Source organism: Gallibacterium melopsittaci, from assembly GCF_042433085.1.
Classification (GTDB): Bacteria; Pseudomonadota; Gammaproteobacteria; order Enterobacterales; family Pasteurellaceae; genus Gallibacterium; species Gallibacterium melopsittaci.
The window spans coordinates 101072-123021 of sequence record NZ_JBHLWA010000013.1; the positions used below are offsets into that span (position 1 = coordinate 101072).

21 protein-coding genes are annotated in these 21950 nt (G+C 36.5%); 9 read left to right on the top strand and 12 right to left on the bottom strand.

The annotated features are described in order from the left end of the window. Positions 1-67 precede the first annotated feature (67 nt). The gene (asnB, locus tag ACFFHT_RS03230) at positions 68-1651 is read right to left on the bottom strand and encodes an asparagine synthase B (RefSeq protein WP_382373425.1); all 1584 of its coding nucleotides are present in this window, start codon (positions 1649-1651) and stop codon (positions 68-70) included. Between the two features lie 258 nt (positions 1652-1909). Between asnB and ACFFHT_RS03235 the strand changes: the two genes are divergently transcribed. Beyond that, positions 1910-2137 (top strand): hypothetical protein, encoded by a 228-nt coding sequence (locus ACFFHT_RS03235; RefSeq protein WP_382373427.1) that lies wholly within the window; start codon positions 1910-1912, stop codon positions 2135-2137. A gap of 101 nt (positions 2138-2238) precedes the next feature. Here the strand turns inward: ACFFHT_RS03235 and accC are convergent, their stop codons facing one another. From accC to aroQ, 3 genes are all read right to left on the bottom strand, one after another. After that, a complete protein-coding gene (gene accC, locus ACFFHT_RS03240; protein ID WP_382373429.1) occupies positions 2239-3585 on the bottom strand; it encodes an acetyl-CoA carboxylase biotin carboxylase subunit in 1347 nt (448 codons plus the stop codon). A 69-nt stretch (positions 3586-3654) separates the two neighbouring features. Then, positions 3655-4116, bottom strand: a complete 462-nt coding sequence (accB, locus tag ACFFHT_RS03245; RefSeq protein ID WP_382373431.1) for an acetyl-CoA carboxylase biotin carboxyl carrier protein — start codon at positions 4114-4116, stop codon at positions 3655-3657. A 59-nt stretch (positions 4117-4175) separates the two neighbouring features. Beyond that, a complete protein-coding gene (aroQ, locus tag ACFFHT_RS03250; protein WP_382373433.1) occupies positions 4176-4628 on the bottom strand; it encodes a type II 3-dehydroquinate dehydratase in 453 nt (150 codons plus the stop codon). A 221-nt stretch (positions 4629-4849) separates the two neighbouring features. Between aroQ and ACFFHT_RS03255 the strand changes: the two genes are divergently transcribed. Together ACFFHT_RS03255 and trxA are read left to right on the top strand one after the other, a co-directional pair. Beyond that, a complete protein-coding gene (locus ACFFHT_RS03255) occupies positions 4850-5836 on the top strand; it encodes a 2-hydroxyacid dehydrogenase (protein WP_382373435.1) in 987 nt (328 codons plus the stop codon). A gap of 166 nt (positions 5837-6002) precedes the next feature. Next, positions 6003-6329: a thioredoxin gene (gene trxA / locus ACFFHT_RS03260; protein WP_382373437.1), complete on the top strand. Its 327-nt coding sequence runs from the start codon at positions 6003-6005 to the stop codon at positions 6327-6329. A gap of 57 nt (positions 6330-6386) precedes the next feature. Here trxA and smpB read toward each other — a convergent pair whose 3' ends face one another. Continuing rightward, complete coding sequence (gene smpB / locus ACFFHT_RS03265; RefSeq protein WP_382373439.1) at positions 6387-6866, bottom strand: SsrA-binding protein SmpB; 480 nt, start codon at positions 6864-6866, stop codon at positions 6387-6389. Between the two features lie 144 nt (positions 6867-7010). Between smpB and ACFFHT_RS03270 the strand changes: the two genes are divergently transcribed. From ACFFHT_RS03270 to ACFFHT_RS03280, 3 genes are read left to right on the top strand one after another with little or no spacing between them, the layout of a single operon-like run. Next, complete coding sequence (locus ACFFHT_RS03270; protein ID WP_382373441.1) at positions 7011-8318, top strand: acetyl-CoA C-acyltransferase; 1308 nt, start codon at positions 7011-7013, stop codon at positions 8316-8318. Next, positions 8318-10459, top strand: coding sequence for a 3-hydroxyacyl-CoA dehydrogenase NAD-binding domain-containing protein (locus ACFFHT_RS03275; protein ID WP_382373443.1), 2142 nt, complete (start codon positions 8318-8320; stop codon positions 10457-10459). The genes ACFFHT_RS03270 and ACFFHT_RS03275 overlap by 1 nt, the downstream gene beginning before the upstream one ends. Positions 10460-10471: 12 nt before the next feature. Then, the gene (locus ACFFHT_RS03280) at positions 10472-11107 is read left to right on the top strand and encodes a class I SAM-dependent methyltransferase (RefSeq protein WP_382373445.1); all 636 of its coding nucleotides are present in this window, start codon (positions 10472-10474) and stop codon (positions 11105-11107) included. Between the two features lie 25 nt (positions 11108-11132). On the opposite strand, the gene cpdA is transcribed toward ACFFHT_RS03280, so the two are convergent. The 4 genes from cpdA to ACFFHT_RS03300 all read right to left on the bottom strand — a co-directional run bounded on the left by cpdA (position 11133) and on the right by ACFFHT_RS03300 (position 13891). After that, positions 11133-11960, bottom strand: a complete 828-nt coding sequence (gene cpdA / locus ACFFHT_RS03285) for a 3',5'-cyclic-AMP phosphodiesterase (RefSeq protein ID WP_382373447.1) — start codon at positions 11958-11960, stop codon at positions 11133-11135. Positions 11961-12102: 142 nt separating this feature from the next. Then, entirely contained in the window at positions 12103-12735 is a 633-nt protein-coding gene (gene nudF / locus ACFFHT_RS03290) for an ADP-ribose diphosphatase (RefSeq protein ID WP_382373449.1), read from the bottom strand. An 11-nt stretch (positions 12736-12746) separates the two neighbouring features. Beyond that, positions 12747-13178: a phosphate-starvation-inducible protein PsiE gene (gene psiE, locus ACFFHT_RS03295; protein WP_382373451.1), complete on the bottom strand. Its 432-nt coding sequence runs from the start codon at positions 13176-13178 to the stop codon at positions 12747-12749. After that, positions 13175-13891 (bottom strand): 4'-phosphopantetheinyl transferase family protein, encoded by a 717-nt coding sequence (locus ACFFHT_RS03300; protein WP_382373453.1) that lies wholly within the window; start codon positions 13889-13891, stop codon positions 13175-13177. The genes psiE and ACFFHT_RS03300 overlap by 4 nt, the downstream gene beginning before the upstream one ends. A gap of 204 nt (positions 13892-14095) precedes the next feature. Here ACFFHT_RS03300 and leuS point away from each other — a divergent pair, with 204 nt between their 5' ends. The 3 genes from leuS to holA all read left to right on the top strand — a co-directional run bounded on the left by leuS (position 14096) and on the right by holA (position 18279). Further along, positions 14096-16678 (top strand): leucine--tRNA ligase, encoded by a 2583-nt coding sequence (gene leuS, locus ACFFHT_RS03305; RefSeq protein ID WP_382373455.1) that lies wholly within the window; start codon positions 14096-14098, stop codon positions 16676-16678. 69 nt (positions 16679-16747) lie between these two features. Next, entirely contained in the window at positions 16748-17236 is a 489-nt protein-coding gene (locus ACFFHT_RS03310) for an LPS-assembly lipoprotein LptE (protein WP_382373457.1), read from the top strand. A gap of 2 nt (positions 17237-17238) precedes the next feature. Then, positions 17239-18279 carry a DNA polymerase III subunit delta gene (gene holA, locus ACFFHT_RS03315; RefSeq protein ID WP_382373459.1) on the top strand — a complete coding sequence of 347 codons (1041 nt, stop codon included), beginning with the start codon at positions 17239-17241 and terminating at the stop codon, positions 18277-18279. A gap of 19 nt (positions 18280-18298) precedes the next feature. Here holA and mutT read toward each other — a convergent pair whose 3' ends face one another. The 3 genes from mutT to secM form a co-directional block, all read right to left on the bottom strand. Beyond that, positions 18299-18706, bottom strand: coding sequence for an 8-oxo-dGTP diphosphatase MutT (gene mutT / locus ACFFHT_RS03320; RefSeq protein ID WP_382373461.1), 408 nt, complete (start codon positions 18704-18706; stop codon positions 18299-18301). Between the two features lie 93 nt (positions 18707-18799). Then, the gene (secA, locus tag ACFFHT_RS03325) at positions 18800-21496 is read right to left on the bottom strand and encodes a preprotein translocase subunit SecA (protein WP_382373463.1); all 2697 of its coding nucleotides are present in this window, start codon (positions 21494-21496) and stop codon (positions 18800-18802) included. A gap of 98 nt (positions 21497-21594) precedes the next feature. Then, complete coding sequence (gene secM / locus ACFFHT_RS03330) at positions 21595-21927, bottom strand: secA translation cis-regulator SecM (RefSeq protein ID WP_382373465.1); 333 nt, start codon at positions 21925-21927, stop codon at positions 21595-21597. Positions 21928-21950: the final 23 nt, after the last annotated feature.

The following is a 21950-nucleotide window of genomic DNA, read 5'->3' on the forward strand; positions in this document are numbered from 1 at the left end:
AAAGTGCTCTCTCACGCACTTATAAATATAAAAGGACTGGCTTATTCCAGTCCTTCTATTTGATGAATTATTTACCACTATCCCCATAGTTGCCTAAAACACGTGCACTTGGATCGTTGACATTACAGCCTTCCCATTCCTTATTTGGCATCCAGAAATCTTTAATCCAATGACTTTGTCCTGGGTAAAACTTCTCAAAAATATCACGATAGAGTAAAGATTCTTTAGTAAATGGCGTACCATACGGATATTTTTCTGCTGCTTTTGCTAAATCTTCGTCACTATATTTGCTTTCTGCATAGGCTTTTAAATGATCAACCATTGAATGCCCAACGGCATCACTAAATGCGGCTTTTTCACGATAAAGAATACTATCTGGTAAATAGTCTGTCCCCTCAAAAGCACGGCGTAATAAATACTTACCTTTGTTGTAAACATTCATTTTCTTTTCAGGATTGATACTCATTGCATAATCAACAAAATCAATATCACCAAAAGGTACACGAGCTTCTAACGAATTAGCAGCTAAACAACGGTCAGCACGTAATACATCATACATATAGAGTTCACGGATACGTTTTTGTGCTTCTTTTTGGAATTCTGCTGCATTTGGCGCAAAATCGGTATATTTATAACCAAAAATTTCATCACTCACTTCACCCGTAAGCAGTACTTTTAGATCTGTCTGTTCGTGAATATATTTACAAACTAAGTACATACCAATACTGGCTCGAATAGTTGTAATATCCCATGTTTCTAAATGCCAAATAACTTTTTCTAATGCAGCAAGAACTTCATCTTTCGTCATAATCACTTCAGTATGTTCTGAACCAAGATAATCCGCCACCTCTTTCGCATATTTCAAATCGATTGGATCGGTATCCATACCAATTGCAAAAGTTTTAATTGGTTTATCTAAATGTTTTTGTGCAATTGCACAGACTAATGAAGAATCTAAGCCACCACTTAATAAAAAGCCTAATGGTGCATCAGAATGTAAACGTTTAATAACGGCTCTTTCTAATTTGGTACGTAATGTACTAGTAATGGTATCTAAATCTTGATCTACTACAACTTTAGGATCAGCAATATCGTTATAACAAATAAATTCACCATTGAGATAATAATGTCCTGGAGGGAAAGGATGAATATCTTGGCACCAATCTATTAAACCTTTTGCTTCAGAGGCAAAAGCAATCTCACCTGTTTCTTTATCATAACCATAAAACATTGGACGGATACCTATCGGATCACGACCAGCAATTAATGTCCCAGTATTACTATCCTTTAAAACTAACGCAAATTCGGCATCCAACATTTTCATCATTACATCAACGCCTACACGTTGATATAACGGGATTAATACTTCGCAGTCACTGCCTGAATGGAAGGTATAACTTGAGGATAAAAGTTGTTTTAATTCTGTGTAATTGTACACTTCACCATTACAGATAAGCGAAATTCCCTCATATTGGAACGGCTGATTACCTTGTGAACTCAAATCCATAATCGATAAACGATGGAAGCCCCAAGTTGCTCCCTCTGCATAAATAACAGCTTGATGATCTGGTCCACGATGAAAAATATGATCGAAACTACGTTTAAATGCTTCTGATGGCTGAGCCGAAGCTGAAAATACAAATCCACACATACAAAAAACCTCTTTTGATATAAATTGAATTATTTCTAGCTAGTATAGATAAAAAATAATTTTTATCTACCATTTTTAGCAAAAAAACAATAAATTTTTTATAATTAAAAACATTTGTATAGATTTTATTTAAAATAATAGGTGTTTTTTTGAATTTTATGAAGTTTATTCCTAAAAAATAGATCATTATTGATTGGTGATTACATTGGTTTTCGTTATAGTAACGTCCACAACTTCTCATTCAACAAAGGAAAAACTATGCTTTCTTGCCCACATTGTGAGAAAAAAGTCAATGAAGAATTAACTCACTGCCCTTTTTGCCAAACAGCGTTACATGACGAAGCGGCAAAACAAGTTTATCAACAACGCTTAGCCCAAGATATTGATCACCGAAAAGCAATGAATAAACAAAATGCAAAAGTACAAATTACTTGGTTTATTATCTTTACTATTGTCATTGCAGGTTTGTTATGGTGGAAAAATTAACTATTTCGCATACTACTAACATAAAAAACGGACACTTAGGTCCGTTTTTCAATCATTTATGTGGTAGACAAATAAAAATTGATACGTTACCAATTTTTTATTTACTCATTTAATCCTAGTTTTTTCTCTAGGTAATGGATATTTGTTCCACCTTTTTGGAAGTTTTTATCAGATAGGATCATTTCATGTAATGGAATATTAGTTTTGATCCCTTCAATAATGGTTTCATTCAATGCCGTTTGCATGCGACGAATGGCCACCTGACGATCTTCACCATAACTGATCAATTTACCAATCATTGAATCATAATTAGGTGGAACAGTATAACCACCGTAAATATGTGAATCCCAACGAATACCAAAACCACCTGGTGAATGAAGATGCTCGATTTTACCTGGCGATGGTAAGAAAGTAGATGGATCTTCTGCATTAATACGACATTCAATCGCATGACCACGCACTTTAATATCTTCCTGTTTGAATGACAGTGGTAATCCTGCTGCAATGCGTAATTGTTCTTTCACTAAATCTACGCCAGTAATCATTTCTGTAACTGGGTGTTCTACTTGAATACGTGTATTCATTTCAATGAAATAGAATTCGCCATTTTCATAGAGAAATTCAAATGTACCCGCACCACGATAACCAATTTCTTTACAAGCATTTGCACAACGCTCACCAATATGACGACGCATTTCTTCAGTAATACCTGGTGCTGGTGCTTCTTCTACAACTTTTTGATGACGACGTTGCATTGAACAATCACGCTCTGCGAGATAAATCGCATTACCATGTGTATCCGCTAAGACTTGAATTTCAATATGGCGAGGATTTTCTAAATATTTCTCCATATACACCATATCATTATTGAACGCCGCTTTTGCTTCCGCCTTGGTCATCGCAATCGCTTCTTCTAACGCACTTTCTTGACGAACCACACGCATACCACGACCGCCGCCGCCGCCAGAAGCTTTGATAATAATTGGATAACCAATACGTTTTGCAATCTCTTTATTCTTATTAATATCACGACCTAATGGTCCATCTGATCCTGGTACGCAAGGAACGCCTGCTTTTTTCATTGCCTCAATCGCAGAGACCTTATCCCCCATTAAGCGAATAACATCAGCTGTTGGACCAATAAAAATAAAACCCGAACGTTCTACTTGCTCAGCAAAATCTGCATTCTCAGATAAAAAACCATAGCCAGGGTGAATGGCATCTGCACCAGTTACCTCAGCAGCGGCAATAATTGCTGGAATATTTAAATAGCTCTTTGCTGAAGGTGCAGGTCCAATACATACCGTTTCATCTGCAAGTAGCACATGTTTCAACATACGATCTGCTGTGGAATGAACAGCTACCGTTGCGATATTTAATTCTTTACAGGCCCGTAAAATACGCAATGCTATCTCACCACGGTTGGCAATAACCACTTTCTCTAACATAACTTATATCCATGAGTTAAAATTTAACGACACAATTAGGGAAATCGTTGTATCGCATATTGACGGAGTTTATTCAATAACAATTAATTGTTCGTCAAACTCTACTGCATCACCATCATTGACTAAAATCGCTTTAACAACACCTGCTTTATCAGATTCAATACGATTCATCATTTTCATTGCTTCAACAATGCAAAGGGTATCCCCAACTTTAACGGTTTTACCAACTTCAACAAACGGAGCAGCATCTGGACTTGGGCTACGGTAGAATGTACCCACCATTGGAGAACGAATAATATGACCAGAAACAGCTTCCTTAGCTTCTGGTTGCACAGATTTTGCTGTTGAATCAGCGACCGCAGGAGCTACTGGCTGAGGAACTACAATCGATTGAGGCATTACTGGTGCTGGTGCGGCAACAACATTACCACGACTAATACGTACTGATTCTTCACCTTCGGAAATTTCAATTTCCATGATGCCTGATTCTTCAACCAATTCGATAAGTTTTTTAATTTTACGAATATCCATAGTTTGATCCGTTATAAGTTAATGTTTAATCGACAAACCACTAAATACTGTGGCAATGATTAATTTGCTTGTTGCTGTTGCAAATGTGCAACTGCAAACTGTAACGCATATTGATATCCCGCCGCACCTAAACCACAAATCACACCAACAGCAACATCACTTAGGTATGAATGATGACGGAAAGGTTCTCGACGATGAATATTGGAAAGATGAATTTCCACAAAAGGAATTTCAACTGATAATAGAGCATCTCGCAGTGCTACACTCGTATGCGTAAACGCTGCTGGATTAATCAAAATAAAATCCACGATACCTAAACTTTCATGGATTTTATTAATAAGTTTCTCTTCACTGTTAGATTGAAAACACGTCAGTTCCACATCGTATTGTGCTGCAGCTTGTTGTAGATTACTCTCAATATCTTGTAATGTCTGTTTACCATAATGTTTAGGTTCTCTTTTCCCTAACATATTTAAATTTGGCCCATTTAACAGCAAAATACGAAATGACATAGTTTCCCTCTTCATTTTCTAAATGAAAGCCAACATTATAATGTTTTTCTCGAAAATCGCAGCATTTATCTGCTCGTACCACTCAATTTATTCTAAATTTCCTTAAAATTGTTCGTTTTCTTCCCATTAGCAATAAAATAATTTCACAGAAAAAAGAGATTTCCTTTAACACCTGTCTATAAAGAAGGGGTAAGATAGATATCTCAACAAGGAGTATTATTATGAAAATTGCTGTTTATAGTACGAAAAGTTACGATCGAAAATATCTTGAACTCGTTAATGTGAAGTATGGCTTTGAGCTAGAATTTTTTGATTTTATGCTCAGTAAGCGTACGGCTAAAATGGCAGAAGGTTGCCAAGCCGTCTGTATTTTTGTCAATGACAATGCCGATCGAGAAGTCCTTACACAGCTTGCACAATTAGGAATCCATATTGTCGCTTTACGTTGTGCAGGTTTTAATAATGTTGATTTAATTGCTGCCAAAGAACTAGGAATTAAAGTTGTTCGAGTCCCAGCTTACTCTCCTGAAGCAGTAGCTGAACATACTGTTGGTCTTATGCTTACATTAAATCGCCGTATTCACCGTGCTTATCAACGTACTCGTGAAGCAAACTTTTCATTAGAAGGTTTAATTGGTTTTAATATGCACGGACGTACTGTTGGCGTCATTGGTACAGGTAAAATTGGTATTGCGGTAATGCGAATTCTTAAAGGCTTTGGTATGAATATTCTTTGTTATGACCCTTTTAAAAATCCAATTGCAGAAGAATTAGGTGCTACTTATGTTTCATTAGACGAATTGTATGCACATTCACATGTGATCACATTACATTGTCCTGCAACAACCGATAATTATCATTTACTTAATGCCGAAGCCTTCGACAAAATGAAAGATGGCGTGATGATTATTAATACCAGTCGTGGAACATTAATTGATACTAAAGCTGCTATTGAAGCATTAAAATCCCGCAAAATTGGTGCCTTAGGTATGGATGTTTATGAAAATGAACGTGATTTATTCTTTGAAGATAAATCCAATGAAGTCATTTTAGATGATGTCTTCCGCCGCTTATCCTCTTGTCATAATGTCTTGTTGACAGGACATCAAGCATTTTTAACCGAAGAGGCTTTAACCAGTATTTCGGAAGTAACTCTAAATAATATTGCTCAACTTATACAACATAAACCTTGTGCAAATTTACTTTGATAGGAATAAATAGTTAATAACAAGAATTTAACAACTATGTATCAATAGCTCCTATCACTGGAATTCATATTTTTTTAGAGAATAGTGTTATAATGCCACCCACGTTTTTAACATTGATTAAAAAATAGATCATTATTTATTATTTTTTTAACAAAAGGATTAAATTATGAGTGATAAAATTGTTTACTCTAGTGATGCAAATTTTGCTGCTGATGTTCTCCAATCAGATGTACCAGTATTATTAGACCTTTGGGCACCTTGGTGTGGTCCTTGTAAAATGATTGCGCCAATCTTAGATGAACTTGCTGAAGAGTTTGCTGGCAGAGTAAAAATCGTCAAAATCAATATTGATGAAAACCAAAATACCCCTAGAGATTTAGGTGTGCGTAGTATTCCAACTTTAATCGTCTTTAAAGATGGTCAACCTGTAGCAACCCAAGTAGGGGCATTACCAAAACAAAGACTTGCAGATTTTTTAAATAATTCTATTTAATTCTTAATTTAAATGTTAGAAAGCCTTAATCAGTACAATTAAGGCTTTTTATTTTTATTAACGTCCCGCATTCTTCATAATGCGATCTTTCATTAACTTCCATTCACGCTCTTTAATATCTTCACGTTTATCGTGTTGTTTTTTACCTTTGGCAATGCCAATTTTGACTTTCGCCCATGCACTTTTCCAATATAAAGAAAGCGCGACAATCGTATAACCATCACGATTAAATTTACCAAATAAAGAATCAATTTCTTTTTTACTCAATAACAACTTACGAGTACGAGTTGGATCACAAACCACATGAGAAGAAGCAACATTTAATGGCGTGATATTTGCTCCAAACAAGAAAGCCTCTCCACGTTGGAAAATGACATAACTATCACCAATATTCGCTTTTCCTGCTCGTAGTGATTTCACTTCCCAACCTTGTAAAGCAAGCCCTGCTTCAATTTCTTCCTCAATAAAATAATCGTGTCTGGCTCGTTTATTTAATGCAATTGTATTATCTTTTTTTGTTACTTTTTTCTTAGTCATTTTGAATATCTCGGCAATTTTGTTGGCTATTCTACCTAATCACTTTTAGAAAAACAAAGAGAAGCGTCCCTATTCCCAGTTATCGCGCTCTAGTATAGAATGCGCTACAATTTAGTAATATTACTTTAATAAAATGAGGACTCTATGTCTGAACAGCCAATTTTAACGACATCAAAAGGCGCACGAGTCGCCGTAGTAGATGGTCTTCGTACTCCTTTCATTAAGCAAAATACGCTCTTTAAAGAGGCAAAAGCAAAAGATCTTGGTGCAATGGTGGCGAATGACCTTCTAAGTCGTTTAGCAATTCCTAAACAAAAAATTGAACAAGTTGTTTTTGGACAAGTTATCCAAGATCCTGATATTCCAAATATTTCTCGTGAAATTTCTCTGTTACTCAATATGCCTCACGCACAATCTTATACAGTGAGTAGTTCTTGTCCAACTGGTTTACAAGTGCTAGTGAATCTTAGTAACAGTATTCTTATGGAAAATGCCCATTATGCTCTAGCTGGTGGTGCAGACTCATTATCAAATGCACCAATTCGCTTGAATTCTCATCTCATTCAGCTCGTTAGAGAAATTTTATCTGCAAAAAGTTACGAAGAAAAATATCGATTATTCCGTCAAATTAGTTGGCAAGATTTGAAATTACAGGCTGTCAACCTAAAAGATCCCCTTACTCAATTATCGCATTCTGATGTTTCTGAACAGATGGCGCAAGATTTTCATTTGAGTCGTCAAGAGTTGGATGAATATGCTGCTCGTTCACACCGCTTAGCACATCAAGCATGGCAAAGTGGCGTATTACGTCAACAAGTAATGGTTTCTTTTCCACCTCCATATGAAAAGTTTGTAGTTTCAGATAATCAAATTGAACGTAATTTAAAACCAGAGTTTTATCAAAAATTTAAACCATCTAATGGTAAAAAATATGGTACTGCAACGGATTGGAATACCTCTCACTCTTGTGATGGTGCAGCTGCAGTATTATTAATGAATGAACACACTGCAAAAGCCGAAGGATTAAATATTTTAGGTTATATCCGTCATTACACTATGACAGCTAATGATGTTTGGAAAAATATGTTTGTTGGTGTGACCCATTCTGTTGCTAAAGTCTTGGAAAATGCGAATATGCAATTAAATGATTTAGATTTAATTGATTTCCACGAAACCTCTTCAGCACAAATTTTAGCAAATTTGAAACTATTAGAATCAGATTCTTTTGCTCGACAACATCTAAACCGTTCTACTGCAATTGGATCGATTGATATGAATAAATTTAATGTTTTAGGTGGTTCAATTGCTTATGGAAACCCTAGAGCAGTAAGCAGTCTACGCTTAATTATTCAATCTTTATATGCGTTAAAACAACGTGGTGGTGGTACTTCCTTAATTGCGTCAGGCGGTTTAGGTGGTATTGGCGGTGCAATGATTTTGGAGAGTGAATAATGGACATTAATCAACAACAACCTAAATTATCTCCATTTACGTTAAGCATTGATGAGCAACAAGTTGCGACTTTGCTAATTAATGTACAAGATAAAAGACGTAACGTACTTTCAGCCGATTTTGTTTCTCAATTAGATAATCTCTTAACATCTCTTCCCGCAGAAACAAAAGGACTTATTCTACAATCGGCAAAAGAGAATAACTTTATACAAGGGTTCGATCTTAATAGTTTAATTGGTAAATCTGATCTACAACTTGAAGCCTTTCTCACTCAAGTACATCAATTAATTGAAAAAATTCAAAACCTACCATTTCCTACTGTTGCTGTGATCCACGGTGCTTGTTATGGAATAGGCCTTGAATTGGCATTAGCCTGTCGTTATCGAATCGCATCAGATAATATTCATACACAATTTGCTATGCCTCAAGTGCGTTCAGGTATTGTTCCCTTTGCGAATGGAATCTCTTATCTTGTTGAGCGTGTTGGCTTAAAAAATGCTTTATCCTTTTTACTTTCTGGCGATAAATTTGATGTACACACGATGCAATCTTTAAATTGTGTTGATGAAGTTGTACCTGTTAGTTTATTGACTGTTACTGCCTATGAATACTTTGGTAAACAAAATTTTGTTGCCAAAACCCTCTCACAAACAGCTGTATTGTGGCAAAAAGTCCAACATTACTTACATAATAATATGCTTTCTCGCCGTTTTTTGTTTGATGCGGCAGAAAACAAAGAGTGGTTAGGTCCGATCGATAATTATCCTGCAATGTCTAGAATTATTGAGATACTCAAACAACCTACCCAACTTGAACGTTTAGCAGCAGAAAAACGTGCTTTTATTGAACTGTTTAATAGTGAAAATTCACGGGTATTACGAGATCTTGAACAAACTAAACGTGCAATGCGTTTACAATATGAAACCCGCGGTAATGTGAGAGATGTCAACAAACTTGCTATTATTGGTGGTGGTTTTATGGGTGCTGGTATTGCCTACATTACTGTGCGTAATGCCCGTATTCCAGTAAGAATTAAAGATATCCATCCAAGCGGTATTACCAAAGCATTACATATGACTCATTCATTATTACAACGTGAAGTGAGTAAACAATTGTTATCTTCTGGCGAAATGCAGCAAATGATGTACTTAATTTCTGGTGGAGAGCGTTTCCTAGCAGCACCAGATGCAGATTTTGTAATTGAAGCCGTTTATGAAGAGCTAGAAGTAAAACAACGTGTCTTACAAGAAAGCGAAGTTTTTTATAGCGAAAATACCATTTTTGCAAGTAATACTTCTACCTTATCAATTGCGGATATTGCCAGTGTGGCTAATCGTCCTGAAAATGTCATTGGTTTCCATTATTTCTCACCAATTTCACAACGAAAAATGTTGGAGATTATTCCTCACGAAAAAACATCTGAGAAAACCATTGCAACTGCTATTCATTTTGCAATTCAACAAGGCAAAATTCCATTATTAGTCGCAGATAAACCAGGCTTCTTCGTTAATCGAATCTTGATTCCATATCTACTAGAAGCCTTTTATTGTTTATGTGATGGGGAAGCAGTTGATTTTGTTGACCGTGCATTACAAGAGTTTGGTTTCGAAGTCGGTCCTTTAGCAATGTTAGACGATTTTGGATTAGATTTATTGGCAAAAATGTTGCCAAATCTTGAACGTTACTATGGTAAGCCTTTTGCTGTGCCAGCTAAACTCGGCAATTTATTGCGAGATGATCGTAAAGGACGTAAAAATCGCCGTGGTTTCTATCTTTATAATTCACAAACCGAAGAACGTACTATGGTCGATAAGAGTATCTACTATGTTATGGAAACGATCTCTGAAAATAATCTTGAATCAGAACAAGTCGTTCGTCGTTGTATTTTAATGATGTTAAATGAAGCTGCTCGTTGCTTACAAGAAGGTGTCATTAGTAGTCAAGATGAAGGAAATATGGCTTCCGTATTAGGGCTATTTTTCCCTGAATTCCGTGGCGGTATTTACGCTTATATGCAATATATCGGGGCAACTTCGATTGTTAAAGCATTGAATGAACACGTTATTCTTTATGGCGATCGTTTCCAACCATGTGAATGGTTATTAGAACAAGCTGCTAAAGAACAACAAGCTAGAAACTAATCAGGAAATATCATGGTATCAGCAGCACGTTGGAATTATTACAGTAAAATCTATAATTTTTTCTTACGTGCTGCCGATAATATGCGTCAAAGCCAATTTGCCCTCCTTGATCAACAGCAGGTTTGGACTGATACGCCACAGCATATTTATCTCGCTGGTGCGGGAACAGGGTTAGATATCCCTTATCTTGCAACTCGCCTTATGCCTCATAGCAAACTCACTTTAGTTGATTTTTCAGCCAAAATGTTAGCGAAAGCAGAAAAGCAATTACAGCAACAACCTTACTCTTGGCAAGTTACAACTCACGTAGGTCGTGCAGAACAGAGTGGATTAGCAGATCAATCTTGCGATCTAGTATTATTACATTTGATTTTAGCCGTCACTGCTACACCAGAAGAATTACTTGCAGAAGCAGTCCGTGTATTAAAGCCAAATGGTGTCATCTCTTTGTGGGATAAATTCTTACCTGATGGGCAACAAGCGAGTTATTGTCGAAAAGGATTTGATTGCATTACAAGTGCATTAGGAACAACAATTAACCTACGGTTACAAGATTTAATTGCACCATTACCATTAGTTATCGAACAGCGCAATTTTTGTCATTGGGGCTTAATGCAACAAGTAGTATTACGCAAAACTAGCTCGTAATACTACTCGATCTCTACTATTTGTTTTAATAGCCACTCATATTATCTTTTGGTAGAAAAACTTTCTCTTTAATACGATTCACTTTTGTTTCTAACCGTCCATCAGGATAAAGCGTAATTTCTCGCCAACCAGGTTGCAAATTATCTAACGTAAAATGCGCACAATCTGGCTTAAATTGAATACAAGTAGATGGTGTTGCAAACACGGGAAGTCCCATCCATTCTGCATTCACTTCTTGGTGGATATGACCATAGATAATGCCTTTCACTTTTTGATGTTTATTTAGCACTTCAGAAAAATCATATGGATTTCTAAGATTATGTTGATCCAACCAAGCCGAACGTGTTGGTAATAGATGATGATGTAATACAACTAAAGTATTTCGTTCTGGATACATCAACAAATGTTGTTCTAGCCAAGCTAGCTCAGATTCACTCAACATTCCATGTGGTACACCATATAATTGGCTATCTAATAATAGAAGTTGCCAATTTTCGCCAAGCAGTAAATGTTTATGTGGCTGCATAACAGCTTTATAAACATCAAATACCGCTTCCATTTTAGGTTGAAAATCGTGATTACCAGGAATCCAAAAAACTTTTTTGCCTAATTGTGCAATTTCCTTCACAAAACGATGATAACCTTGTTCGCTACCATCTTGCACAAAATCGCCTGTTGCTAGAATAAAATCACTCTCAAAGCCAGAACTTTTCACCTCGCTTAATACTTGCTGGAAACTAGCAAAAGTATTAATGCCTAATAACTCACCATCCGCATCCGCAAATAGATGAGGGTCTGTTACTTGGAGCAATTTGATCACACCAGTCGATTCATCTTGAAATAGATCTGACATAATGCCCCCTAAAATATTTTCAAATTTCTATTGCTTACTTTAGACATTTCAATAAAAAAGTCAGTAGGCAAATAGTAAAAATGTTAGTTTCCGCACATTTTTTTAAAAAATTTTTTTCGAAATTGCTTGTTCTATCACAGAATTATTGCCATAAAGCCTGCAACTTAACATAGTTTAATTGTAACCATTGCAAACCAATTACTGCGACACCGTTATCAATTTTGCCTTCTTCTAACCATTGATAAGCTACTTCTCTTTTTACTACATGAACACGAATATCTTCATTCTCTTCAGCAAGTCCGTGAATGCCACCAACTTGACTTGAATCTACTCTCCCTGCAAATAAATGGATGCGTTCGGACATACCGCCAGGGCTATCCCAAAATTGCATAATTGGATAAAGTTGCGTCAAATATACGCCAGCCTCTTCTTCACTTTCACGCACAGCCACTTCATCTGGTTTTTCACCTGTTTCAATCATACCAGCAACCAATTCAAGCAACCAAGGCGATGCACTAGAAGTCGGATCAATAGCACCAATTCTGACTTGTTCAACTAAGACAACATTATCTCGCTGTGGATCATACAATACCACTGCAGTTGCCTCGTTTTTAGTTAAGACTTCTCGCGTCACTACTCCACTCATTTCACCAGAAAATAGCCGATGACGGAACTGTACACGTTTCATGGTATAAAACCCTTTAAACACCACTTCATCATGTAACATCTCAATGTCTTGTTGTCCATATTGGCGAATTACTGATTCCTCTGCCATATTCAATACTCCTATTTTCTTTTCTCTGCCATATTGGCTAAAAATAATGCCGCCACCATTAATAAAATGGCTGCCGAAATTGCTAATGTACCTAATGCACTAGAGTGATCAACAATGATCAAACGGATCATCGCAGTGATCCCAATATATAGAAAATAACGCAATGGAAAGTGGAAACCTGCATTAAAATACTTCACAATCAATGCAAGAAACTCAAAATAGAGAAAGTAAACAACAATTCGTTCTGCTAGCACATAAGCAATCGTGGTATCACTAGCTTTTAATACTAAAATTTCGCCTAATTCAAATGTTTGTTTACCTAGCAAACACACTAAAATCACTGCAAGTACAATCAAAGCAAAATTCAGTATCCATTGTAAAATATTAGCGAATTTCGCCACAAAACGATGTTGATGCTGTTGATCAAAATGCTCCTCTGTCATAATGACTCCCGATTTACGACACAATAATCACTAAAATTCAGATGCACTTTTTGCAAAGTGTCATCATTCCATTGATAACAATAAAATTGTTCTGCTGAGAACTGTTCAACAAAACAAGCTAAATAAAATGGCAATGTTTGGCAAAAGCGTAAAACCCCATTAGGCGCATCTGAAGTAGTAAAGGTTGCTTGTTGTGGTTGAAAGATAACTTTAGAAATTGCCCCTATCCCACGCCCTTTCGCTTTTAAAATCGCTTCTCTTGCACACCAACTAAGATAGAATGCCATCTCTTGATTGGAATGCTGTTGCCACCATTGCAACTCCTCCTCTTGGGCATAGTAACCCAGCAAACGAGCAAAGGATCGTTTTTTGCTTGGTTGCTCAATATCAACTGCCACAACCTCCTGTGCGGCTGTCCGCTTGGTAACAATGACCGCTACCCACTCACCTGAATGACTGAAATTAAAATCAACACCTGAGGCAATTAAATAAGGACGTCCATTTTCATCTTTGGATATGCCTGGTAAAAACAGATCTGCACATCCCATTTTCTGTAATATTTGCCACAATAAAAAATAAGCAACTTGCCGTTGTTGCTTTAACTTGGGTAACAGAGTTTGCTGCGAGTTTGCATCAGAAAAAACAAGTGGCGGTTGTAAATGAAATGGATAAGTTTGGTGGATATTTCCCCACGCTACAAAAACTTCAGACATAATACGATCATCATTGCAAACATAATGCAAGTGTACTCAAATTCACTCCTAATACCAATAAGAATTCTAGGATTTACGATTATCTACACTGTAGCAAAAATTGTCATAAGCCCTATTAATTACCAGCATTTTAAGCTATTCTATACCACATTTTTTAATTCTAAATATTCATTTAAATTTTGGTACTAAATAGGACAACTTACCATGCAAGAACAATATCGTCCCGACGTAGTAGAGAGTCGAATTCAAAAATTCTGGCAAGACAATAAAACCTTCAAAGTTCAACAAGATCCCCACAAAGAAAAATATTACTGTTTATCCATGTTCCCTTATCCATCTGGTCGTTTACATATGGGACATGTGCGTAATTACACCATTGGCGATGTGATTTCACGTTATCAACGTATGAACGGTAAAAACGTATTGCAACCAATTGGTTGGGATGCTTTTGGCTTACCAGCTGAAAACGCAGCAATCAAAAATAAAGCAGCTCCAGCAACTTGGACTTACGACAATATCGAATATATGAAAAACCAACTTAAAATGTTGGGTTTCAGTTATGATTGGGATCGTGAAATTGCGACCTGCAAACCTGAATATTATAAATGGGAGCAATGGTTCTTCACCGAACTCTACAAAAAAGGATTAATTTATAAAAAAACCTCAACCGTAAACTGGTGTCCAAACGACCAAACTGTATTAGCTAACGAACAAGTTAATGATGGTTGTTGTTGGCGTTGTGATACGCCAGTGGAACAAAAAGAAATTCCACAATGGTTCGTTAAAATTACTGACTATGCAGAACAATTATTACAAGGTTTAGATCAACTACCAGATTGGCCAGACCAAGTTAAAGCAATGCAACGTAATTGGATTGGTCGTTCAGAAGGGGTAGAAATTACTTTCAAAATGCAAGATAGTGATGAAACCGTAACCGTTTATACCACTCGCCCTGATACTTTTTATGGTGTTTCATATTTAGCCGTTGCTGCTGGTCATCCTTTAGCAGAACAAGCTGCTAAAAATAATCCAGAATTGACTAAATTCTTACAAGAATGCCGTAATACCAAAGTTGCCGAAGCTGAATTAGCAACTATGGAGAAAAAAGGAATGTTTACTGGTCGTTATGCAGTACATCCAATTACTGGTGAAGCGGTACCTGTTTGGGTTGCTAACTTTGTATTAATGCATTACGGTACAGGAGCTGTAATGGCAGTGCCTGCACACGATCAACGTGATTATGAATTTGCACAAAAATATCAATTACCACTCAAACCTGTTATTAAACCACTTGACGGTAGTGAACTCGATCTTAGTAAGGCTGCTTATACTGAACATGGTATTGCAATCAATTCCGCTGAGTTTGATGGCTTAGATTTTGAACAAGCCTTCAATGGTATTGCAGATAAACTTGAAGCAATGGGTGTTGGTAAACGTCAAGTAAATTACCGTTTACGTGACTGGGGAGTTTCTCGCCAACGTTATTGGGGTGCACCAATTCCAATGATGACCCTCGAAAATGGTGAAGTTGTTCCAGTTCCATTACAAGATTTACCAGTGGTATTACCTGAAGATGTTGTTATGGATGGAGTACAAAGCCCAATCAAAGCTGATCCTAACTGGGCGAAAGCAACTTATAACGGACAACCTGCGTTACGCGAAACAGATACATTCGATACCTTTATGGAATCTTCTTGGTATTATGCACGTTATACTTGCCCTCAATATCAACAAGGTATGTTAGACAGCAATGAAGCTAACTACTGGCTACCAGTTGATCAATATATCGGTGGTATTGAACATGCGACTATGCACTTACTCTACTTCCGTTTCTATCATAAACTCTTGCGTGATGCAGGTTTATTAGCAAGTGATGAGCCAGCAACAAAATTATTGTGCCAAGGTATGGTGTTAGCAGATGCTTTCTATTACACCTCACCAACCAATGAACGCATTTGGGTATCTCCAACTAAAGTTACCGTTACTCGCGATGAGAAAGGTCGTATTATCAAAGCAGTTGATCCTGAAGGACATGAACTTGTCCACGCTGGTATGACCAAAATGTCTAAATCAAAAAATAACGGTATCGATCCACAAGAAATGGTTGAAAAATATGGTGCTGATACCGTCCGTTTATTTATGATGTTCGCTTCTCCAGCGGAAATGACGCTTGAATGGCAAGAGTCTGGGGTAGAGGGTGCAAATCGTTTCCTTCGTCGTTTATGGAAATTAGTATTTGATTATCAACAACAGCCTGCAACTTGTGAACTTGATGTCAACGCACTCAATGCAGAACAAAAAGCATTACGTCGTGATTTACATAAAACCATTGCTAAAGTAAGTGATGATATTGGTCGTCGTCAAACATTTAATACTGCGATTGCCGCCATTATGGAGTTAATGAATAAATTAACTAAAGCACCTCTTACTACTGAACAAGATCGTGTCGTGATGAAAGAAGCATTAAATGCCGTTGTTAAAATGCTTTATCCAATTACTCCACATATTTGTTTCCAATTATGGGAAGATCTTGGCAATCAAGAAGCTATCGATTTCTCACCATGGGTTGTAGCTGATGAAAAAGCAATGATTGATGATGAAAAATTAGTCGTGGTACAAGTAAATGGTAAGGTACGTGGTAAAGTGACTGTACCAGCCTCTGCTTCAGAAGATGAAATCAAAGCAACTGCTATGGCTGATGAAAATGTGAAAAAACATTTAGATGGATTAAACATTATCAAAGTCATTTATGTTCCAGGCAAACTACTCAGTTTTGTTGCTAAATAATGAATAGTGCCATACTTGTTCTGTTGTATTAATTTACAAGTATGGCATACCTCTTATTAAGGAATCCTTATGAAAAAGCTAAAACACATTCTGACTTTATCATTAACACTGTTGTTATCTGCTTGTGGATTTCATTTTGCTAATGACGCACTTTCACAAAAAGTGTTTAAAGAAGTGCAATTACAAACGGGCGATAAATATAGTGATATCGCCATGGCGATGAAAAAAGAGTTACGTTCACGTGGAGTAACTCTTGTTGATCAAGGAAAAGCACCAATTCTAAGACTTAATGGCATTTCAACTAGCGATAAAGTAGCTTCTGTATTTAAACAAGGTCGTGAGGCTGAAAGTTTATTAACATTATCTGTGAGTGCTTCATTACAAATGCCTGATAATAAACGCTATCCAATTAATGTTCAGGTTTCTCGTACTTTCTTTGATAACTCTAGAGCGGCTTTAGCGAAAAATGCTGAACAACGAGCTATCTGGAATGATATGTATCGTCAAGCTGCACAACAAATCGTGATCAAGATGATTAGCGTGCAACAACAATATTAATTATGTCAGTTAGGATCTTTGCCAATAAACTTTCTTACTCACTACAACAGCAGGCTTATCTAGGCTATCTGTTAGTAGGGCAAGATCCTTTACTTTTAGAAGAAAGTAAAGCCACTATTTTTGCTTTCTCCAAACAACAAGGTGTTGAACAGAAACAGGAAATTTCGATTGATACCACAACTGACTGGTCGCAATTATTTAATGAATTTCAAACCTTTGGGTTATTTTCTAGTAAACAGATTTTTTTTCTAAATTTGCCAGAAAACCTTACCACAACGCTACAACAATATTTACAACAATTAGTATTACTATTACATCCAGATACTCTTGTCGTCTTTCAACTAACCAAATTAACGCCCGCTATTGAAAAGCAGTCTTGGTTCACTGCATTAATGCAATTACCTATTTTACAAATTAATTGCCAAACACCGACTATTGAACAATTACCGCAATGGATTCAACAACGAGCAAACGCTATGTCCATTGAATTAGAACCAGCTGCAATAGAATTACTCGCTTATAATTACGAAAACAATTTAGCTGCACTTAAACAAGTATTGCAGTTAATGCAATTACTTTATCCTGAACAGCTAATCACACAGCTAAATGCAAGTCAATGTATTGAACAATCTGCTGTCTTTACCCCTTATCAATGGGTAGATGCAATATTACAAGGTAAAAAATATCGTGCAGTACGAATCTTAGAACAATTAGAAAATGAAGGTGATGTACAGCCAGTTGTTTTATTACGAATTTTACAAAAAGAGTTATTTTTATTATTACAGCTAGGTAGTGAACCCCAAGCAAAAATCAGCAACAAACAGCAACCGTTGACTATGCACGGTTTAAAAGATCGTTTTGATCAATTACGTATTTGGAAAAATCGCCGCCTGCTCTATTCTACTGCTATTCAACGTTTAACTTATCAACAGTTGTATCATTTAATTCACCAATTTGCTGCATTAGAAAAAGAACTAAAACAAAATAGTGAAGTTAATGCTTGGCAAAGATTACAAGAGATCTCTATTATGATGGCTGAATAATCTTTGTCTTTTTCAAAGATTACTCTATTTCTGTTTCCGCTAATAGACGTTGAATGACTTTCACATTTGCGGGTGGAAATTGCCCAACATCGAGTTGTTTCTGTTCAATCCAAAAGCCTTCTTGTCCTTCACGTCCAAATGGATCACCAACCCACTCATCAACTAAATAAAAATAGAATGAAATCACTTTGGTTGGATATTCAAATTGGAAATGTTCATACAACTTAGCATTTAAAACAAATATACCTATTTCCTCTTCCAACTCACGTTTCAATGCTTGTTCTGGGGTTTCACCTTTATCAATTTTACCTCCAGGAAACTCCCAAGATTGAGCAAAATCTTTCCCTTCTAGACGTTGAGTGAGATAAATTTGCTTAAATTCATTACGAATAATGCCTGCCGCAACTTTTACTAAAGGTTTTTGCATATATTTCTCTTTGTATTTAGATAAAAATAAGCTGTACATCTTGTTTCAATCATGTACAGCTTACCTTTTTACATTATAAATAAAGATTAGATGTTACTTCACTTGTCCACAACAATGTTTATATTTTTTACCTGAACCACAAGGACAAGGTTCATTACGCCCAATCTTACGCTGTGGCTGGTCTGTACTTTGTGCATCACTATGATATTGAACTTGTGCTTGTTCTGCCATCTTCGCCGCTGCAGCTGCTGCTTGCGCTCTTGCTTGTTCTGCAGCCTCAATTTCCTCTTGAGTACGCACCTGAACTTTAGTCAAAATACTCACCACATTGAATTTCAAGGTTTCCAACATATCCGTAAACATTTGGAATGACTCTTTCTTATACTCTTGTTTTGGATCTTTTTGTGCATAACCACGTAAGTGAATACCTTTACGCAAATGATCCATTGCAGAAAGATGTTCTTTCCAAAGTTCATCTAATGTTTGTAACATCACCCCTTTTTCGAAATTACGCATGGTTTCAGCACCAACCATTGCTTCTTTCTTCTTATAATCTTCAATCGCCAGTTCAATAATACGTTCACGCAAGGTTTCTTCGTGTAAATTATGATCCTCATCTAACCATTTTGCGATTGGCAGATCCATATTGAAATCTGCTCTCAAACGATTTTCTAAACCTTCAATATCCCATAATTCCTCTAAAGATTGAGGCGGAATATATTGGTCAATCACATGATTAAACACATCTTCACGAATCACATTAATCGTATCTGAAATGTCATCATTTTCTAATAGCTCATTACGCTGTGCATAAATCGCATGACGTTGATCGTTTGCAACATCATCAAACTCAAGTAAGTTCTTACGTCCATCAAAGTTATGTGCTTCTACTTTCGCTTGTGCCGATGCGATCACTTTCGTCAACATCTTAGATTCCATTGCCTCACCTGGTTCGGTAAAGGCTTTACGCATTAAATTGAGTTTTCCTTCATTGAGGTAAATACGCATTAATGCATCATCTAATGATAAATAGAAACGTGAAGAACCTGGGTCTCCTTGACGACCAGAACGTCCACGTAACTGGTTATCAATACGGCGAGATTCGTGACGCTCTGTACCAATAATATGTAATCCACCAGCTTGCATTACAATATCGTGACGTTCTTGCCATGCTTGTTTAATCGCTTCAATTTGCTCTTCAGTTGGATTCTCCAATTTCGCAACTTCTGCTTTCCAGTTACCACCAAGTACAATATCAGTACCACGACCTGCCATATTAGTTGCAATCGTTACTGCACCTGGATAACCTGCATCCGCCACAATTTCAGCTTCTTTTGCGTGAAACTTCGCATTCAAAACATTATGTTTGATGCCTTCTTTTCTCAAAATATCAGATAATAATTCTGATTTTTCGATAGATACCGTTCCCACTAATACTGGTTGTTTACGAGCAACACAATCTTTAATATCTTCGACAATCGCTTTAAATTTATCCGCTTCACTTTGGAACATCAGATCCGTTCTATCATCACGAATCATTGGCTTATTAGTTGGAATAACGATTGTTTCCAATCCATAAATTTGTTGGAACTCAAACGCTTCGGTATCCGCTGTTCCTGTCATACCTGCTAATTTTTCATATAGGCGGAAGTAATTTTGATAAGTAATTGATGCCACTGTTTGGTTTTCACTTTGGATTTTCACACCTTCTTTCGCTTCGATTGCTTGGTGTAAGCCATCTGACCAACGGCGACCTGCCATCGTACGTCCAGTATGTTCATCAACAATCACTATTTCGCCATCTTTCACAATGTAATCTACATCACGTTCAAAGAGAGAATGTGCTCTTAATGCGGCATACACATGATGCAATAAAGTAATTTTCGCTGGAGAATATAAAGACTCCTCTTCTTTCATTAAACCAGCTTGCATCAATAATTTTTCAATTTTGATTTGTCCACGTTCAGTGAGATAAGCCTGTTTATTTTTAAGATCTACTGTGTAGTCACCATCACCTTGGAACTCTTCACTATCTTCTTTTTCTTGTTTAACTAACTGCGGAATTAATTTATCAATCGCAATATAAAGCTCTGAACTATCTTCTGCCTGACCAGAAATAATTAATGGCGTGCGAGCCTCATCAATTAAAATAGAATCGACTTCATCGACCAAAGCATAGTGTAATGGTCGTTGGAAACGTTCGTGCATTGTGTGTGCTAAATTATCACGCAAATAATCAAAACCTAATTCACTGTTAGTGGCATACGTAATATCTGCAGCATACGCAGCTCGTTTATCTTCTGGTGCCATTCCTGGTACATTTACCCCAACCGTCATGCCTAAAAACTCAAATAATGGACGGTTGGTTTCCGCATCACGACGAGCCAAGTAATCATTAACAGTAACTACATGCACCCCTTTTCCAGTTAACGCATTTAAATAACAAGGTAACGTTGCGGTTAATGTCTTACCTTCCCCTGTACGCATTTCAGCAATACAACGATTATTTAATACCATTCCCCCGATTAACTGCACATCAAATGGACGCAAACCTAATACACGTTTACTCGCTTCACGCACAGTAGCAAAAGCTTCTGGTAACAGTTGTTCTAGGGTTTCACCTTTTTCTAGACGATCTCTAAATTCTGCAGTTTTTGCTTTTAATTGTTCATCTGAAAGTTCTTCATATTGAGGTTCTAATTTATTAATTAAAGCAACACGTTTATTTAAACGACGTAAAATACGGTCATTACGACTACCAAAAATTTTTCTTGCAATAGCTGATAACATAATAATTTCTTCTTACTAATAAAATACTTAGCATCTTTTATATGCTAATAAGCAAATCATATACACTAATACATAAAAATATTAGCTCATCCATAACATTAAAGATTAATTTGCTGTGGCCCAGCACGAATTTGGATCTGATAACGATTAACTTGTGATAACAGATATTGTTGCACCACATCAAACTGTGGTTGATTTTTGATCTTATTACGAGAAAAATCGATCTGTTGTTGTACTTTCCGTAACAACAAAAAATGGGAATTAATTTGTTGCTGTTGAATAGCAGAAACAGTTTGATTAGTTTCTAGTGTGATGGTGGTAGCTTGATTAGGTTGTTCTGCATGGATTGGCAAAAAAAACAGAGTTAACACTCCGAGTAAAAGCCGCTGCCATAATGTTTTTTTTCCGACTTTTGTAAATTGATAATCCACAGTAATAAACCTAATAAAACCAC

Excerpts from the sequence above, each read along its gene's own strand:
- asnB (WP_382373425.1), bottom strand. The coding sequence starts at position 1,651 with ATGTGTGGATTTGTATTTTCAGCTTCGGCTCAGCCATCAGAAGCATTT.
- ACFFHT_RS03235 (WP_382373427.1), top strand. The coding sequence starts at position 1,910 with ATGCTTTCTTGCCCACATTGTGAGAAAAAAGTCAATGAAGAATTAACT.
- accC (WP_382373429.1), bottom strand. The coding sequence starts at position 3,585 with ATGTTAGAGAAAGTGGTTATTGCCAACCGTGGTGAGATAGCATTGCGT.
- accB (WP_382373431.1), bottom strand. The coding sequence starts at position 4,116 with ATGGATATTCGTAAAATTAAAAAACTTATCGAATTGGTTGAAGAATCA.
- aroQ (WP_382373433.1), bottom strand. The coding sequence starts at position 4,628 with ATGTCATTTCGTATTTTGCTGTTAAATGGGCCAAATTTAAATATGTTA.
- ACFFHT_RS03255 (WP_382373435.1), top strand. The coding sequence starts at position 4,850 with ATGAAAATTGCTGTTTATAGTACGAAAAGTTACGATCGAAAATATCTT.
- trxA (WP_382373437.1), top strand. The coding sequence starts at position 6,003 with ATGAGTGATAAAATTGTTTACTCTAGTGATGCAAATTTTGCTGCTGAT.
- smpB (WP_382373439.1), bottom strand. The coding sequence starts at position 6,866 with ATGACTAAGAAAAAAGTAACAAAAAAAGATAATACAATTGCATTAAAT.
- ACFFHT_RS03270 (WP_382373441.1), top strand. The coding sequence starts at position 7,011 with ATGTCTGAACAGCCAATTTTAACGACATCAAAAGGCGCACGAGTCGCC.
- ACFFHT_RS03275 (WP_382373443.1), top strand. The coding sequence starts at position 8,318 with ATGGACATTAATCAACAACAACCTAAATTATCTCCATTTACGTTAAGC.
- ACFFHT_RS03280 (WP_382373445.1), top strand. The coding sequence starts at position 10,472 with ATGGTATCAGCAGCACGTTGGAATTATTACAGTAAAATCTATAATTTT.
- cpdA (WP_382373447.1), bottom strand. The coding sequence starts at position 11,960 with ATGTCAGATCTATTTCAAGATGAATCGACTGGTGTGATCAAATTGCTC.
- nudF (WP_382373449.1), bottom strand. The coding sequence starts at position 12,735 with ATGGCAGAGGAATCAGTAATTCGCCAATATGGACAACAAGACATTGAG.
- psiE (WP_382373451.1), bottom strand. The coding sequence starts at position 13,178 with ATGACAGAGGAGCATTTTGATCAACAGCATCAACATCGTTTTGTGGCG.
- ACFFHT_RS03300 (WP_382373453.1), bottom strand. The coding sequence starts at position 13,891 with ATGTCTGAAGTTTTTGTAGCGTGGGGAAATATCCACCAAACTTATCCA.
- leuS (WP_382373455.1), top strand. The coding sequence starts at position 14,096 with ATGCAAGAACAATATCGTCCCGACGTAGTAGAGAGTCGAATTCAAAAA.
- ACFFHT_RS03310 (WP_382373457.1), top strand. The coding sequence starts at position 16,748 with ATGAAAAAGCTAAAACACATTCTGACTTTATCATTAACACTGTTGTTA.
- holA (WP_382373459.1), top strand. The coding sequence starts at position 17,239 with ATGTCAGTTAGGATCTTTGCCAATAAACTTTCTTACTCACTACAACAG.
- mutT (WP_382373461.1), bottom strand. The coding sequence starts at position 18,706 with ATGCAAAAACCTTTAGTAAAAGTTGCGGCAGGCATTATTCGTAATGAA.
- secA (WP_382373463.1), bottom strand. The coding sequence starts at position 21,496 with ATGTTATCAGCTATTGCAAGAAAAATTTTTGGTAGTCGTAATGACCGT.